Consider the following 15,884-nt stretch of genomic DNA (forward strand, 5'->3'; position numbering starts at 1 on the left):
AATTAGGCTTGCGAGCTAATCTGATCGAACCACTGCTTAGCGGTGTCGTATGAATCCTGTAGCTTTGCAGCCTTAGCGGTGTCTCCGGCCTCGTTTGCCTTTTCGATCTTCTTGGAAAGATCTTCTAGCTTTACCTCGAGCTGGCCGAGCATGCCCTGGGCGCGAGCCTTCGTTTCGGGGTCAGTTCGCCGCCATTCGTCCTCTTCCGCCTTGCGGATAGCATCTTCGACCGCACGCATGCGAGACTCGATCCTGGACTTGTCGGCACGCGGCACATGCCCGATCTCGTCCCACTCGTCTTGCAGAGGACGCAGCTTAGCCTTGGCAGCCTCAATGTCAGTTACTGGGAGGATTGCCTCGATCTTCTGCAAGAGGGCTTCCTTCAGAACCAGGTTCTGCTTGAATTCTTCTTCCAGAGCAGCGTTCTGGGCGTTCTTGGCGTCGAAGAATGTCTGCTGAGCCTTGCGGAAGCGTTCCCAAAGGGCATCGTCATCCTTGCGGGAGGCACGTCCGGCTCGGCGCCATTCGTTCATGAGATCACGGTAGGCGCCAGCAGTGGGACCCCAATCAGTGGAGGCAGATAGTTCTTCTGCGCGGCGTACCAGATCCTGCTTCACCTTCTTAGCTTCGGCCTGAGAGGCATCGAGCTTAGAGAAGAACTGGCGACGGTGACGATCAAAGACAGTACGGGCTCCAGAGAAGCGCTTCCACAAACCGTCCTCCGTGGGACGATCAAGACGCGGTCCCTTGCGCTGTTCTGACTTCCACTGTTCAAGGAGATCGCGCAATTTTTGCGAGGAGTGTTTCCACTGAGTACGACCCGGATCCTGAGCGGCGACTGCCTCAGCTTCTTCAACGATCTTGGTGCGCCGAGCGAGAGCTTCGGCCTTCTGCTCTGCCCTGCGTTCCTTTGCGGCAGCCTTGGCCTCGGTGGCCTTCTGCTTCAGCTGTTCAACCCGGGTGCGGAGCGCATCCACGTCACCGACGACAGCCGGTTCACGCACGGCTTCTTCCAGACTGCTAAGAGTCTGGTCGATTTCTTTGCCATTGAGGTGCGGGAGACGGCCTTCGAAAAGCTCAATCTGCGCTTGCAAGTCAAGATAGCGGCGAACGTAAAGACCTAGTGGATCTTCTGGCAGCTGGTCGGGGAACTGGCCGACAGCCCGTTCGGAGCCTGCTTCTTTTACCCAAATGGTGCCATCGTCACTGACTCGACCGAATTGACGGGCCGCCTGAGCAGCCGGATCATCAACAGGGGCTTGGGGCAGGGGATGTTCGTTGGATACGTTCTGGGTGGGCGAATCGCTCACGGTGCAACCTTCAATCACTTGGACGGGCGAACCCGTAGGTTTATAGCGGCCGAAGCCTAGATTATTAGAGCACATGTGCTCTGTGTCATTGTACTGTGTAAGTGGCTCTAAAGTGAAAGGGCAATAAGTGCGCTGTGCGATAGTATGGCCCCATGCAAATAAACACCTTGGTAGCGCCATTTTTTGCCGCGAATACGTATATTTTGAATGTGCAAAAGCAGGCGTTGGTAGTGGATCCAGGTGCTGGTCATGCTAGGGAGATCCTTGCCACGCTAGAGAAGAATGACCTAGAGGTGGGGGCGGTGCTGTGCACTCATGGCCACCCTGATCATGTGTGGGATGCAGCCAAGATTGCCGGCGACAAGCCCGTTTACGTACCCTCGCCGGACTTGTATCGCATGGATAATCCGCTCTTGGACAATCTGCTCTCGGCAGCAATGGCTCAAACAGGTAACACCGAGTGGGTGCGTCCCACGAACGTGCAGGAGCTACCGCCGCAGATGCTCACTCAGCCTACGGAATTGGTCGAGGGAGTAGCTCTGCGCGCTGTCCCTGCTCCGGGGCACACCGAGGGGTCGATGCTTTTCCTTGGCGCGGGGCCATTGGAGGGGCCGGGTGCCCGACTGCTTGACAACTCAGAGTTGTTCGCCCTCGCTGCGGACGTAATTTTCTCTGGTTCTGTCGGACGAACCGACTTGGTGGGCGGCGACCAGGAGCAAATGTTGCACACTTTGCGCACGCTGCAAAACGTGATAGATCCAGCTACCGTACTGCTTCCCGGGCACGGTGGCCCAACTACCATGGATGTTGAAAAACGAACGAACCCGTACCTTGTACAGGCACGTATCGCGGGTTAGTTATAAGGAAGAGGAATGTCGAAAACTTCACTGTCAGGTTTTCCTGAATGGCTGCCCGAAGGGCGGGTAGTCGAAAACTACATCCTGCAAAAGATCAGGCAGGGTTTCGAGCTGCACGGCTTCGCCAATATTGAAACGCGCGCAATTGAGCCGGTAAGTGAATTGCTCCGGAAGGGCGAAACCTCAAAAGAGATCTATTTGTTGCGCAGGCTACAAGAGGATCCAGTAAAGGCCGCTGAAGATCCTCGGCAGCTCGGATTGCATTTTGATCTAACAGTGCCCTTTGCTCGCTACGTGCTGGAAAATCGCGGCGCATTGACTTTCCCGTTCAAGCGCTATCAGATTCAGAAAGTTTGGCGCGGGGAACGTCCTCAGGACGGTCGCTTCCGTGAATTTACCCAGGCTGATATCGACATCGTCGGCGATGGCTCACTGCCATTTTTCCACGAGGTCGAGGTCGCGGTTGTCATGGCTCGAGTGCTTTCCTCTCTTCCGATTCCTCCCATCACAATTCGCGTGAACAACCGCAAGATTGTGCAGGGCTACTGCGAAGCTGTCGGGGTTACTGACGTAGAAGGGGCCCTACGGTGCTTGGATAAGCTGGACAAGATCGGTGCCGAGGGCGTAGGCGAAGAAATGGCAGAACTCGGTTTTGCCGAAGAAGCTAGGGAAAAGCTGCTGCAGATGGCCCAGATTCAGGGTGACGCCGCGCAGATTCGTTCCCAAGTTGATGCGCTAGCCTGCAAGAGCGAGTTGCTAGAAGAGGGCATGGGCGAGCTCATCGATCTGTTGACGCAGACCGAAGAACGCGTTCCGGGCACGGTAACGGGCGATCTATCTATTGCCCGCGGATTGGATTACTACACCGGTACGGTTTACGAGACTACGGTCACCGGTCACGAAAATCTGGGGTCCATCTGTTCTGGTGGCCGCTACGATTCGCTGGCGAGCGACGGGAAACGCACCTACCCGGGCGTGGGCATGTCAATTGGCGTGTCCCGGCTTGTTTCGCGCGTGCTTGCAGAGGGCCTGGCTACTTCCTCCCGGAAGGTACCTACCTGCGTCCTCGTTGCCGTCACAGATGAGGAGCATCGGGCAGAGTCCAACCGGATTGCGGATGCCCTCCGAAACCGCGGCATTAGCGCAGACACTGCGCCGAAGGCTGCGAAATTCGGAAAACAGATCAAGGCAGCCGATCAGCGGGGAATCCCATACGTATGGTTCCCCGATGCCGGCGAGGTAAAGAACATCATCTCCGGCGATCAAACCGAAGCTGACGTGGCAACTTGGGAGCCTGAGGAATGCTACGCCAAACCGCAAATAAGCACCGATAACTAAAAAGGATGATCGATGAGTCCCGAAGCTGACCTTCTGCAGTTGCGTGATGCACTTTCGGCGTTACGTTTTGAAATGGATCTAGCAACCCAGTGGAGGCCGGCTCGGGACGGGCTCGTTCATCGCCTGGACGACCACATCATTCCCCGCACTCGAAACCTCGATGCTCCCTTACTTGGAGTAATTGGCGGTTCCACGGGTGCGGGGAAGTCTACGATTATCAATGCCCTTGTGGGACGCGAGGTGTCGGCTTCTTCCGTGATTCGCCCGACCACCCGCCGGCCGCTTTTGCTCCATGCCAAAACAGATGGGCGGTGGTTTGCTGACCAGCGCATTTTACCGTCACTGGCTAGAGTACGCGTGGAAGCGGATGCAGCGCCGACGCCGGCCGAGGTAAAAGAGGCATGGACATCCATTGAGATTCGTGAATGTGACAGTCTCCAGGAGGGGCTTGCTTTACTAGACGCGCCAGATATCGATTCTGTAGTAGACGACAACAGGCGACTGGCTAACCAGCTACTCTCCGCTGCGGATCTGTGGGTTTTTGTTACTACCGCCGCGCGCTACGCTGATGCGAAGGCCTGGGAGGTGCTGGACGAGGCAGCTAGACGCGACATTGCTGTAGCCGTCGTCCTCAACCGGCTACCAGCGGCTCAAGGAGCCCAAATTGAGGCAGATTTGCGCTCCCACCTGGCAGAATCCTCTTTAGGGGAGGCCCCCGTTTTCCAAATTCCCGAACTGGCGTTAGAACAGGGCAAACTACCGGCGCAGTACGTCGCCGAGCTCAAGACTTGGCTCAATACTTTAGCTTCAGACGCTGCCTCCAGATCCGCCATTGCGAAACGTACTTTGAAAGGTGCGATCGGGGAGCTGCTTGAGCGTACCCAGATGGTGATCGGCGGCGCCAAAGACCAAGACGATGCCCGGGAGCATGCGATTAGCGACATAGAGACGGCCCGAGTGGACGCTCTTGACGGAATAGAAGATGCCACCGCCGATGGCACGCTTTTGCGCGGGGAAGTCTTGGCGCGGTGGCAAGACATAGTGGGCACCTCTGATTTCTTCCGCTCATTGGAAAACCAGATTTCACACTGGCGGGACAGACTGTGGAATGCTCTGCGAGGCAAGCCCGCGCCGGTTGAGCCCGTCGAGGAGGCTTTAGAGGACGGTCTAGCCTCCATCGTGGTAGACAAGGCAGAACAGGCTCGGGAACAAGTGGCGCTGCGCTGGTCGAAGCGTGCGGAAACAAGAAATTTAGGGGCGCAGCTATCCCCGTTAGATGAGCAAGTACTGGTTGAAAAAGGCGCATATTTGGTGCGTCAATGGCAGCGTTCCTTGTTGACTCGGCTGCGCGAACAGTCAGATTCAAAGAAGACTACTGCACGCATCCTCTCGATCGGGGTAAACGTCCTTGGAGTTGCGCTGATGCTTGTCATCTTTGCTTCAACCGGGGGACTTACCGGAGCCGAGCTTGGGGTAGCTGGCGGGACTGCCGTTGTAGCGCAGCGTCTTTTAGAGGCCGTGTTCGGTGATCAGGCCGTACGAACGATGGCTCGGGAAGCACGTGAAGATTTACTCTCCAGAGTGGCAGAGCTACTGGATTTCGTCCTCGCGGATGCCTATGATGCAATCCCTGAAGCTGAACCTATCGAACCGCTGCGCCAGGCAGCTAATCAGGTTGCGCAGGGGTGGAAATAGTGAGCCTGATAGACAAGATCGAGTTGTTTGATGAGGTATTTGCTGCGACTAAGGAAATGCTTCCCGCAGAAATATCCAGGCGCTACCAGGCAGTTCGGCAAAATGCGGCAGGTAGGATGGATGCCGGTATGGAGACCACGGTAGTGGCTTTCCTGGGTGCCACTGGGTCCGGAAAATCCTCTCTTTTCAATGCCGTTGCGGGCTCCGAGATTGCCAGCGCCAGCGCGCGCCGTCCAACCACTACCTCACCGTTAGCGGCCGTTGCAGAAGGCGCAGATGCAGACCGAGTGTTGGATTGGCTCGGAGTAGCCGAGAGGGCGGTAGTGCGCGATCCCAACTTCCCGCCCAACACGGTGCTGCTGGATTTGCCAGACGTAGACTCCTACGCGATTGAACACAGGCAGATTACCGCCGAATTTGCAAAGAAAGTTGACGTGTTGGTGTGGGTTGTCGATCCGCAAAAATATGCCGATGCTAGCCTTCATCAGGGCTTCGTTCGCTCCTTTGCTGCTCATGCCGGAATAACCCGCACAGTTATGACCCATATCGATCAGGTACCAGTAGCGGAGCAGGCGCGTCTTCTGGCCCACTGCAAGCAGGTTTTTGCTTCGGATGGCGTTGATACGACAGTCTTAGGAGTATCCGCACTTAGCGGGGAAGGGATAGATCGGCTTCGTCAGACCGTTTCCTCTATGGCAGAAGAAAAACAAGCAGCATGGCAGCGGCTTGAAGCGGACCTTGACTCAATTAGGGCAGAACTTGCCAAGGAAGTGGGCACGGGTAAGGTTGGAGCCCCCGTTGCCGATCGGGACTTAACAGGCGTCAGCGATGCGGCATTTCGCTCCTCGGGCGCCCAAACCGTAGCCCAAGCAGTCGGCAAATCGTACAAACATCGAGCCGGCTTATGGACCGGCTGGCCGGTAATCTCGTGGGTGCGACGCCTGCGTCCGGATCCACTGCGGCGGTTGCGAATCAATGCGGGCAACAAGGTGATAGGGCATACCTCGCTACCGGCCGCACCTGCCATTACCAGTTCCGATCTGGCTCGGTCGGTACGGCAGGTGGGGGCTAACAAGACGCGTTCGTTACCTGCCGCCTATCGCTCGGACATGTCTGCCACGGTGGCGGAAATACTGCCCACATTAGCTGATCCGCTCGATAGCGCCCTTGGCAAAGCCCAGTTAGATGAACGCCGAGTACCGCTGTGGTGGCGAATGGTCGCATTCTTGCAGCTTATTTTTGCTGGGGTAGCGGTTGCCGGACTCGGATGGCTCGCCGTCAACTTTGTCCTGCATTTCCTTGCGATAGAGGTGTCTCCGCCTACGTGGCAGGGGCTGCCCATCCCACTGGAATTACTTGTTGGGGGTTTGCTCGCCGGAGCGCTTACCGCGCTCGTCTCGTCACTATTCGTTATGAACGGAGCGGCACGGGCCACCCGGCGGGCAGAACGCAAGCTAAGGAAAGCTATAGGAACGCAATTGCGCATAGCACTGGCAGAGCCGATCAACGAGCGGCTGTCGGCCTACCAGGGCCTGCAGAAACTACTTAGTGCTTAGGACCGCGGTCCTCACGAATGCGCAGGGCTCGACCGGCAACCTTGGCCTTGCCGATGCGCTTCGCCTCGGTCCCAGAGATGCCGCCAGCGATCTCAACTAACGAGAAGGAGGGGAAGATTTCGATTCTCCCCAGATCCTTGCCGCGCAGATCAGATTCGCCGGTTATTGCTCCTACGATCGATCCTGGCTTAACCCCGTCCCGGCGGCCGACCTCCACACGGTAGCGCTTGGCCCCGCGCATTGGCGCATGCCCGTTGCGGCGTGATCCGCCCTCGCGCCTACCCTTGGCGGAGCGGCCACGCTTGTCTTTGCCAGAGTCACGGCCTTCTTCGAAAACGGCGTAGAGGAACTCGCCGTCTTCATCGACAAATTCTTCGCGACGAATCCGAGGCGAATGGCCAGAACGACTGCGAATATCCTCTTTAGAGGAGGCGGTGTCGCCCACAGCGAGGGCGAGTAGGGCTGCAGCAATGTCGGCAATGTACATTCCCTGCTCTTCCGCCAGTTCCTCGATAAGTCCGAAGTACAGCTCGAGTCCCTTAGAGGCAATTCGCTCGGGCAACTTATCCAAAATTTGGTGCGCCTTGTGGGTGCGTACCTGCTGCGGCGAAGGAACGCGAACGGCTTCCATCTTGGTGCCGGTAAGCTTTTCGATTTGGCGGAGCTTGCCTCGTTCGCGCGGCGTAAAGAAGGACAGAGCGGTTCCTTCGCGGCCAGCGCGACCCGTCCTGCCAATCCGGTGAACATAAGCTTCGTCTTGGCGAGGAACATCGAAATTGACTACGAGCTCGATGCGTTCCACGTCTAGGCCGCGCGCAGCCACGTCAGTGGCAACTAGGACGTCAAGCGTGCCATTGCGAAGCCTTTCGACAATACGTTCACGTTCGGCCTGGGCAACATCTCCAGAGATGGCTGCGGTACGAAAACCACGCGCCGTCATGTCATTTGCTACTTCTTCAGCGTCCAGACGAGTGCGAACGAAGACAATAGTTGCTCCCGAATCCATGGTTGAAAGGACCCGGGCGAGCGCCACGTTCTTGAATTTGAAAGGAACTACCGCGTAGGTCTGGTGCACAGTCGAGACAGTGGTGGACTGGCGGGCAATAGAGATCTCTACCGGATCATTTAGATGGGTCTGTGCGACCTTCTTAATGGCGGGAGGCATGGTAGCCGAGAAGAGGGCAGTTACCGAATCATCGGGCACTGAGCCGGCAATGGTTTCCACATCTTCAGCAAAGCCCATGCGCAGCATTTCGTCGGCCTCGTCTAGGACGAAGAAACGTACGCCAGAAAGGTCTAAAGCACCCTTTTCAATCAGATCGATGACGCGGCCGGGAGTACCAACGACTACCTGCGCACCGGCCTTAATAGCGCCGATTTGTGGACCGTAGGGGCTACCGCCATAGACGGCAACCACGTTTGTGTCTTTCGCTGCGGAGGCGAAAGCGCCAATTGCAGATGCGGATTGCAGCGCGAGCTCACGGGTGGGGGCTAGCACCAGGGCCTGTACGCCCTCGCCATCTACATGGGCAAGCAGCGGCAGCCCAAAAGCCGCAGTCTTGCCCGTACCGGTTTGCGCAATGCCGACTACGTCCTGCTTAGCCAAGAGGGCGGGAATTGCCGCTTCCTGGATAGGAGTGGGATTTTCGAAGCCTAGTTTCTGTACAGCTTCTAGAAGATAGGAGGGCAGGGAAAGATCAGCAAAGGTTTTTGAAGTCATAAAGTATTTTCTTCCATTCAGACCGGCTCTCAACCCTATCGGTAACCTACCTAGATGGCTATGTCCTGCGACTATGACGTTGCCCACGCCAGGAGGATAGTGCGGCCAGGAGGGTACAGAAGAAGGCTACTCCTAGTGCTGGCAGGTACGGGGCGGGGCCGTAGCTGGAAGTAAAGACGGACATCAGTGAAGCTACTATTCCCATGATCAGGGCCATTCCTAAGGAATCTGCCACCTGAATGTTGGCACTTTGTAGGCCTTGTTCTTCTTTTGGGGCTTTCCCAAGGACGAGGACGGATAGGGGAGCAAATGCCATGCCCATGCCCGTGCCCGCTATAACCCACCCGAACAGGAACAGCCAGGCTGGCAGGTTAGGCCAGGCTGCGGTGGAAGTAAGTGCAATGCCAACGGCCAACACAATCGCGCCAGCAACGGGAAGAGTGGCCAGTCTTGGTCTGGCAAAGGAACGCCCTCCCAGAAATGAACCCGCAGCCCAAGTAGCTGAGCCTAAAGCGAGTGCCAATCCTGATGCTCCCACCGAATAGCCCCGGGTATTTTGCAACATTAGGGGAATGAATACCTCCAGGGTAATAAAGGAGCCGTTAAATAGGCCGCGCGCACCGACCCATGCTGGAATGGAGCCGGCAGCCCACAGAGTACCTGCCGGAAGAACTTTGCCTATGCCAATAATGGCAAGAACAATCCCAGCGACCATTGCCAGAAGCCTGGCCATGCCGGTTAGGGCCGACGAGAGCTGCAATATTACGACTGCGCCGCCGGCGATTACCGCCCACATTGAGCGGTTCCGGATGGCCTTAGGGACTTCCTGATGAGCATTTTCTATGTGGGAGAACAGCCTAGTGGCAAATAGTAAGACCGGAAGAAAGATGATTCCGAGTGCCAAATAGGTCGCCCTCCAGCCCCATGCTTGACTAGCAAATCCTGCTAACACTGGCCCGACGAGGGAGGGAAGAACCCAGGCAGCCGAGAACAACGCAAACATGTCCGCGCGCCGATTTGGGTGCACCAGTGTGGCAGCCAGAACGTATAGGGGAACTAGGACTAGGCCGTTGGCAATGCCATCCAGTGCTCGCGCAAGAAGAAAAGTGGCAATATTTGGTGCCAGGCCGGCTCCAAGTAGGGAAGCTAGCAGCGCGCATGTGCCAACCAACAGGCTCGGTTTTGCCCCTCGCGCGTCCACCCAGACCCCAGCAAGCACAGTGGAGATCACCTGCATGCCAGCAGAGAGGCCGAATATCAGTGGGAAGTACTGGGTGCCATGGAGTTCCCGTCCAATCACGGGAGCGATGGCGGTTGTGGACATTGTAGAGAGCGCGATAATGGTGAAAGCACTGGTAGAAACCACTGCGAAGAGGCGCTGTGCGGGAAATTTGTCTTGCGTTGGCACGGGGCCAATATTTGCACATTCGCGTCAACTATGCAGATCGCGCTAACCTAGGACAGAAGCGCCCGCCTGTCTAGCGGTGTCGCAAACTAGAAAGGAATAGCACGTGCTGCGAACTCACAACATAGGTACGCTGAACGAATCGCTAGTCGACCAGGTCGTTACCCTGGCCGGTTGGGTTGACCGTCGCCGCGATCATGGCGGGGTCGCCTTTATCGATCTTCGGGATGCCTCAGGTATTGCCCAGGTAGTTATCCACGACGAAGAGGTAGCTAGGGGCCTACGTAGCGAATTTGTCGTGAAGATCACCGGTAAGGTGGAGAAGCGTCCAGAGGGCAACGAGAATCCGAATCTGCCGACGGGGGCTATTGAGGTATTCGCTGACGATGTTGAAGTTCTAAATCCGGCCGCACCGCTACCATTCCAAGTTTCTGCACATGCCGAGGACGCAGGCCAGGTGAGCGAAGATGTGCGCCTCAAGTACCGCTACCTTGATTTGCGGCGCCAGTCTCAGCAGTATGCGATCCGACTGCGCTCTAAGGTCTCCCAGGCTGCTCGCCGAGTCCTGGATGCGCATGATTTTGTCGAGATTGAGACCCCGACGTTGACTCGTTCCACTCCCGAGGGCGCCCGCGACTTCGTGGTGCCCGCTCGGCTCAAGCCGGGCTCGTGGTACGCGCTGCCGCAGTCTCCGCAGCTATTCAAGCAGCTGCTGATGGTGGCCGGCATGGAACGCTATTACCAGATTGCTCGTTGCTATCGTGACGAGGACTTCCGAGCAGACAGGCAGCCTGAGTTTACGCAGCTAGACTGCGAGATGAGCTTCGTTGAACAGGACGATGTAATTGCTGTTACCGAGGATCTGCTTCGCGAGATTTGGGCGCTCATCGATTACCAGATTCCCACTCCGATTCCGCGCATCACTTACAAGGATGCAATGGAGAAATACGGATCTGACAAGCCTGATATGCGCTTTGGGCAGGAACTAGTTGATCTGACTGAGTACTTCAAGGACACGCCGTTCCGGGTCTTCCAGAACCCGTACGTTGGTGCCGTAGTGATGCCGGGAGGCGCCTCCCAGCCGCGTCGTACTTTTGATAAGTGGCAAGATTGGGCCCGCTCCAGGGGAGCGAAGGGCCTGGCTTATGTCACTGTTGCCGAGGACGGCACCCTTGGTGGTCCCGTTGCGAAGAACATTTCGCAGGCTGAAAAGGATGGGCTGACCGAGGCTACGGGCGCAAAGCCTGGTGATTGCATCTTCTTCGCCGCAGGTAAAGCCGCTGAGTCGCGCGCACTCCTTGGAGCGGCCAGGCTCGAGATCGGCAAGCGTACCGGCCTGATTGACGAGGATGCCTGGTCCTTCGTTTGGGTTGTCGACGCTCCGTTGTTCAAGCCCACCGGTGAGGCTGAAGAAGAGGGCGACGTTGCGCTCGGCCACTCGAAGTGGACGGCAGTGCACCACGCATTCACCTCTCCGAAGCCGGAGTGCCTGGATACTTTTGACAAGGACCCGGAGAACGCCCTCGCCTACGCCTACGACATTGTGTGTAACGGCAACGAGATTGGTGGCGGTTCGATTCGTATTCACCGTCGCGATGTGCAGGAGCGAGTCTTCAACGTCATGGGGATTGGCCCTGAGGAAGCTCAGGAGAAGTTCGGCTTCCTGCTGGATGCATTCAAGTTTGGTGCACCGCCACACGGTGGCATCGCTTTTGGTTGGGATCGCATTGTGTCCCTGCTGTGCAAGGCTCCGTCGATTCGTGATGTCATTGCCTTCCCGAAGATCGGCAACGGCTGGGATCCGCTTACCGACGCTCCCGCTCCGATCTCGGACGAGCAGCGTGCTGAAACGGGTGTTGATTACACTCCAGAGGACGACGAAGAGGAATAGCCTTGACGCAGTTTCTTGAGATCCACCCCGAAAATCCGCAGGACCGGCTGATTAGGAAGGCTGCCGATGTAGTTCGCTCTGGCGGCGTTCTTGCCTACCCGACGGATTCCGGGTACGCGATTGGTTGTGCGCTTGGAAATAAACAGGGGATCGACACGATCGCGAAGATCAGAAAGCTCCCTCCAAAGCACGATTACACGCTGATTTGTCACGACTTCTCTCAGGTCGGGCAGATGACGATTGTGGATAACAAGACTTTCCGGTTGCTTAAGTCGCTCACCCCTGGGCCTTATACCTTCATCTTGAAAGGTACGAAGGAGGTCCCCCGCATTATGCTCAATGCCAAGAAGCACACGGTGGGGGTACGCATCCCGAAGCATAAGATCACTCAGGCTTTGGTGAACGAAATAGGCGAACCGCTGATGTCTTCGACGCTAATACTGCCTGGGCAGAGCGAGCCAGAGGTAAACGGTTGGCAGATTCGAGACCAGATCGGTTATTTGCTGGATGCGATCATCGATGGTCCGTGTGGGGCGGAAGGGCCTACCACGGTGGTAGATGTGACTAGCGGCATCCCGGAAATAAAGCGTGAAGGCGCTGGAGCTGTAGATTTCATTGGTTAGCAGGTGGGGCCGGCGAAAAATCGTCGGCCCCAAACTGTTTAATCGCTAGGGAGGGAAGATGAGCACCGGTCAGATACGGCACGTAAAAGTGAGCTATCCCGTATTCATTGGTTCGGCACTAGGCATCGGAGCGATCGCCCTGTGGGCGATTATTGCGCCAGTTCAGGCCGGATCGGTGCTGGGAACAGCTGTAGCTTGGATTTGCAGGTGGTTTGGCTCCTTCTACGTGTGTTTGGCCAGTGCGATCATTGTCTTTGTCCTGTACCTTGGCTTCTCCCGGTATGGGCGGGTGCGTCTAGGCCCCCCAAGCTCAAGACCGGAGTTTTCGTTGTTTTCCTGGGCGGCAATGTTGTTCGCTGCGGGAATTGGCACGGACATCATGTTCTTTTCAGTGGCCGGACCCATAAATCACTACATGAATCCGCCCTCGGGAAAAGGCCAGAGTCTGCAAGCGGCAGCGGAAGCACCGGTGTGGACGATCTTTCACTACGGCATAACCGGGTGGGGGATGTACGCACTCATGGGGATCGCGTTGGGATATTTTGCCTACCGCCGGAAGATGCCCCTTTCGGTGCGCTCGTCTTTATTCCCGGTATTGGGCAAGCGTATTGATGGTCCGCTTGGACACTTAGTTGATTCGGCTGCAATCCTCGGCACCATCTTTGGGGTAGCGACCACGCTGGGAATCGGGGTAGTGCAGCTAAATGTTGGGCTGGACATCCTCTTTGGGACGGGCCGTGGCCTACCAGTACAAATCATTCTGGTGGTGCTCGCGGTAATAATGGCTACCGCTTCGGCCACGACCGGTGTAAATAAGGGGATCAGGATCCTGTCCCAGCTGAACGTGTTTCTAGCGGTGTTCCTTATTGGATGGGTGCTGTTTACTGGAAGGACTAGCTTTCTGCTAAATGCTATGGCATCCAACATCGGGGATTTTGTGCAGACATTCCCATCCAGGAGCATGCAGACTTTCCCTTATGAGGACAAGGGGCTCTGGATGGGGGCGTGGACCCTATTTTTCTGGGCATGGTGGGTAGCCTGGGCTTCCTTTATTGGCATGTTTCTAGCGAGGATTTCCCGAGGACGAAGCCTACGAGAATTCGTAATAGGCACTATGCTCATTCCGTTCTCGTACGTGGTGCTTTGGATCTCCGTCTTTGGTAACGCTGCCATCGATCTGGTGCGCTCTGGCAACCTTGATTTTGCTAGGAATACGATCGCGGTTCCAGAATCTGGTTTTTACGCGCTCTTGCAAACTTACCCGGCGCCCTTCTTTACTATTGGGCTAGCAACCTTTGTTGGGCTGCTTTTCTACGTTACCTCTGCTGATTCTGGCGCCCTGGTGATGGCGAATTTGTGCTCTAACCTACCAACCGCCAGATCGGACGCGAAGGCTTCCCTAAGGATATTCTGGGCGGTGCTGGTGGGAGTACTCACCGTTGCAATGCTGGTTGTAGGGGGTATTCACGCGCTGCAGAACGCAACGATCATTATGGGGTTGCCATTTGCCTTTGTAATGATCCTGGTGATGATCGGACTCGCAAAGGCACTTCGGGAAGAACGCTCCAAAGTAGTGATGCTTGAACACTCGGCAAGGAATGTTGTAGCTGGCTCCGGTACGGATGGGGCATCCTGGCACGATCGCCTCGCCCGCACTTTCGACCAGGTTAGTCCGGCACAGGCTAGCAAGTACATCACCCGCGTGGCCCAACCCGCCCTCGAAACAATTGCCAGGGAGCTGCAGCGGCAAGGAATTTCTTCTGAGGTAGTACGTGCCGATACAGATTCGGTAGAAGAAGTTGAGGATCGCCGAATCTACGATCGGTTGAAGCTCACTGCCTTTACGGGACCGGACCAGTTCATCTACCGCATCCTTGCGGTAGATACTCCCGCGGCTGTATATGCAGGTGTGCCGCTCTCTTCAGCACGTTCTACCAGGTTGGAAGTGCACCTCCCTAATGGCGATGGGGACTACAACGTGATGGGCTATTCGAAATCAGCGCTGATCCACGACGTGTTGGACCATTTCGATCGATACCAGGAGTACTGGAGGATGCAAGAGCGCTCTAACACTCCGGTAGTGCCATTCCGCTAGGGTAGGACTATGGATCTTTTCGAAGCGAGCGGGATGGAAGAGGTAGGCGTTCCGGCCGTTGAACAAAACTCTCCACTGGCAGTACGCATGCGCCCGACCTCGCTTGACGAGGTGGTAGGGCAGGGGCACCTGCTGAAACCGGGGCAACCGTTGCGCAGGCTATTAGAGCCTAAAGAATCTGGCGTGTCCTCGGTTATTCTGTGGGGGCCGCCTGGAACTGGAAAGACTACTCTTGCCTACCTAGTTGCACGGCAGTCAGGGCGGCGCTTTACCGAGGTCTCTGCGGTGTCTGCCGGCGTGAAAGAATTGCGCGCGGTGATCGATTCGGCACGGCACCATTTGGCATCTAACGGAGCGGAAACAGTCCTCTTCGTGGACGAGGTGCACAGGTTTTCGAAATCTCAACAAGATGCTCTTTTACCTGCCGTGGAAAATAGGTGGGTGACACTGGTAGCTGCCACTACAGAGAATCCTTCGTTTTCGGTTATTTCGCCCCTGCTATCCAGGTCGTTGCTGCTCACGCTAAATCCTCTTACTAAAGGGGATCTGAGGACTTTAGTGCGTAGGGCGCTAACTGACGAGCGAGGCTTTGGCGGCAAAATCGACATATCTGAGCAGGCAGAAGAGCTACTGCTGCGCACGGCGGGCTTTGATGGGCGGCGGTCTCTGACTTTGCTGGAAGCTGCGGCAGGGGCAGCGATCGATAACGAGCGGACCACAATAGAGGTTGCCGATGTCGAAGTCAGTGCCGACAAAGCCCTAGTGCGTTATGACGAAGACCAGCACTACGACGTGATCTCGGCGTTTATCAAATCGATGCGGGGCTCAGACCCGGATGCGACTGTTCACTATTTGGCGCGAATGATTGAGGCCGGAGAAGATTCCCGCTTTATTGCCCGACGGATCATGATTGCGGCTGCCGAGGATGTGGGGCTTGCAGACCGTGGCTTGCTTCCCGTAGTTGTTGCAGCGGCTCAGGCGGTAGCGCTCGTAGGGATGCCGGAGGCAAGAATTATCCTGTCTGAAGCGGCTATTGCGGTGGCTCTTGCGCCAAAATCTAATGCGGCAATCACTGCTATTGATTCGGCGATTGCGCAGATACGAAGGGAAGGGGCCCCGCCCGTTCCTGCCCATCTTCGCGATGCGCACTACCAGGGCGCAAAGGGGCTGGGGCACGGCAAAGGCTACAAATACCCCCACGACGATCCCGCGGGAATTGCGGGCCAGCAGTATCTTCCAGACGGCTTGGATGGCACTATCTACTACGAGCCAACTAGCCATGGTAATGAATCCCACATTGGGAAAACTCTTGCCCAGGTTCGCAATATGCTGCGAATGCGCTAGTCTGGTGGGGTTGCTTTACCGCAACACTGGGGTCTTAGCCGTATGTGTTG

General features: G+C 56.5%; 11 protein-coding genes. 8 read left to right on the forward strand and 3 right to left on the reverse strand.

Going from position 1 to position 15,884, the window contains the following annotated elements:
* Nucleotides 1-2 precede the first annotated feature (2 nt).
* A complete protein-coding gene (locus tag QP400_RS05485; RefSeq protein ID WP_231288169.1) occupies nucleotides 3-1,310 on the reverse strand; it encodes a DUF349 domain-containing protein in 1,308 nt (435 codons plus the stop codon).
* 152 nt (nucleotides 1,311-1,462) lie between these two features.
* Here QP400_RS05485 and QP400_RS05490 point away from each other — a divergent pair, with 152 nt between their 5' ends.
* Genes QP400_RS05490 through QP400_RS05505 form a run of 4 tightly spaced genes read left to right on the forward strand, consistent with a single transcriptional unit; the run spans nucleotide 1,463 to nucleotide 6,756 of the window.
* Nucleotides 1,463-2,167 carry an MBL fold metallo-hydrolase gene (locus tag QP400_RS05490; protein WP_004805170.1) on the forward strand — a complete coding sequence of 235 codons (705 nt, stop codon included), beginning with the start codon at nucleotides 1,463-1,465 and terminating at the stop codon, nucleotides 2,165-2,167.
* 15 nt (nucleotides 2,168-2,182) lie between these two features.
* Nucleotides 2,183-3,505, forward strand: a complete 1,323-nt coding sequence (gene hisS, locus QP400_RS05495) for a histidine--tRNA ligase (protein ID WP_004805172.1) — start codon at nucleotides 2,183-2,185, stop codon at nucleotides 3,503-3,505.
* A gap of 12 nt (nucleotides 3,506-3,517) precedes the next feature.
* Nucleotides 3,518-5,200 (forward strand): dynamin family protein, encoded by a 1,683-nt coding sequence (locus QP400_RS05500; protein ID WP_004805173.1) that lies wholly within the window; start codon nucleotides 3,518-3,520, stop codon nucleotides 5,198-5,200.
* Nucleotides 5,200-6,756: a GTPase gene (locus QP400_RS05505; RefSeq protein WP_048707334.1), complete on the forward strand. Its 1,557-nt coding sequence runs from the start codon at nucleotides 5,200-5,202 to the stop codon at nucleotides 6,754-6,756. Before QP400_RS05500 ends, QP400_RS05505 begins: the two co-directional genes overlap by 1 nt.
* Here the strand turns inward: QP400_RS05505 and QP400_RS05510 are convergent.
* Together QP400_RS05510 and QP400_RS05515 are read right to left on the reverse strand one after the other, a co-directional pair.
* Nucleotides 6,746-8,476 (reverse strand): DEAD/DEAH box helicase, encoded by a 1,731-nt coding sequence (locus QP400_RS05510; RefSeq protein ID WP_004805176.1) that lies wholly within the window; start codon nucleotides 8,474-8,476, stop codon nucleotides 6,746-6,748. The two genes, QP400_RS05505 and QP400_RS05510, sit on opposite strands and share 11 nt — an antisense overlap.
* Nucleotides 8,477-8,534: 58 nt before the next feature.
* A complete protein-coding gene (locus tag QP400_RS05515) occupies nucleotides 8,535-9,884 on the reverse strand; it encodes an MFS transporter (RefSeq protein ID WP_004805178.1) in 1,350 nt (449 codons plus the stop codon).
* A 103-nt stretch (nucleotides 9,885-9,987) separates the two neighbouring features.
* Here QP400_RS05515 and aspS point away from each other — a divergent pair, with 103 nt between their 5' ends.
* From aspS to QP400_RS05535, 4 genes are read left to right on the forward strand one after another with little or no spacing between them, the layout of a single operon-like run.
* Nucleotides 9,988-11,772, forward strand: a complete 1,785-nt coding sequence (gene aspS, locus QP400_RS05520) for an aspartate--tRNA ligase (RefSeq protein WP_004805179.1) — start codon at nucleotides 9,988-9,990, stop codon at nucleotides 11,770-11,772.
* A gap of 2 nt (nucleotides 11,773-11,774) precedes the next feature.
* Nucleotides 11,775-12,395 (forward strand): L-threonylcarbamoyladenylate synthase, encoded by a 621-nt coding sequence (locus tag QP400_RS05525; protein WP_004805182.1) that lies wholly within the window; start codon nucleotides 11,775-11,777, stop codon nucleotides 12,393-12,395.
* 58 nt (nucleotides 12,396-12,453) lie between these two features.
* Nucleotides 12,454-14,490, forward strand: a complete 2,037-nt coding sequence (gene betT, locus QP400_RS05530) for a choline BCCT transporter BetT (RefSeq protein ID WP_004805183.1) — start codon at nucleotides 12,454-12,456, stop codon at nucleotides 14,488-14,490.
* Between the two features lie 9 nt (nucleotides 14,491-14,499).
* The gene (locus QP400_RS05535) at nucleotides 14,500-15,834 is read left to right on the forward strand and encodes a replication-associated recombination protein A (protein WP_004805186.1); all 1,335 of its coding nucleotides are present in this window, start codon (nucleotides 14,500-14,502) and stop codon (nucleotides 15,832-15,834) included.
* The last annotated feature ends 50 nt before the right edge of the window (nucleotides 15,835-15,884 follow it).

The organism is Winkia sp. UMB3158 (genome assembly GCF_030217145.1).
Lineage (GTDB): Bacteria > Actinomycetota > Actinomycetes > Actinomycetales > Actinomycetaceae > Winkia > Winkia anitrata.

What these genes read in the sequence shown, in the direction of transcription:
- QP400_RS05490 (WP_004805170.1), top strand. Translation starts at nt 1,463, where the DNA reads ATGCAAATAAACACCTTGGTAGCGCCATTTTTTGCCGCGAATACGTAT.
- hisS (WP_004805172.1), top strand. Translation starts at nt 2,183, where the DNA reads ATGTCGAAAACTTCACTGTCAGGTTTTCCTGAATGGCTGCCCGAAGGG.
- QP400_RS05500 (WP_004805173.1), top strand. Translation starts at nt 3,518, where the DNA reads ATGAGTCCCGAAGCTGACCTTCTGCAGTTGCGTGATGCACTTTCGGCG.
- QP400_RS05510 (WP_004805176.1), bottom strand. Translation starts at nt 8,476, where the DNA reads ATGACTTCAAAAACCTTTGCTGATCTTTCCCTGCCCTCCTATCTTCTA.
- betT (WP_004805183.1), top strand. Translation starts at nt 12,454, where the DNA reads ATGAGCACCGGTCAGATACGGCACGTAAAAGTGAGCTATCCCGTATTC.
- QP400_RS05535 (WP_004805186.1), top strand. Translation starts at nt 14,500, where the DNA reads ATGGATCTTTTCGAAGCGAGCGGGATGGAAGAGGTAGGCGTTCCGGCC.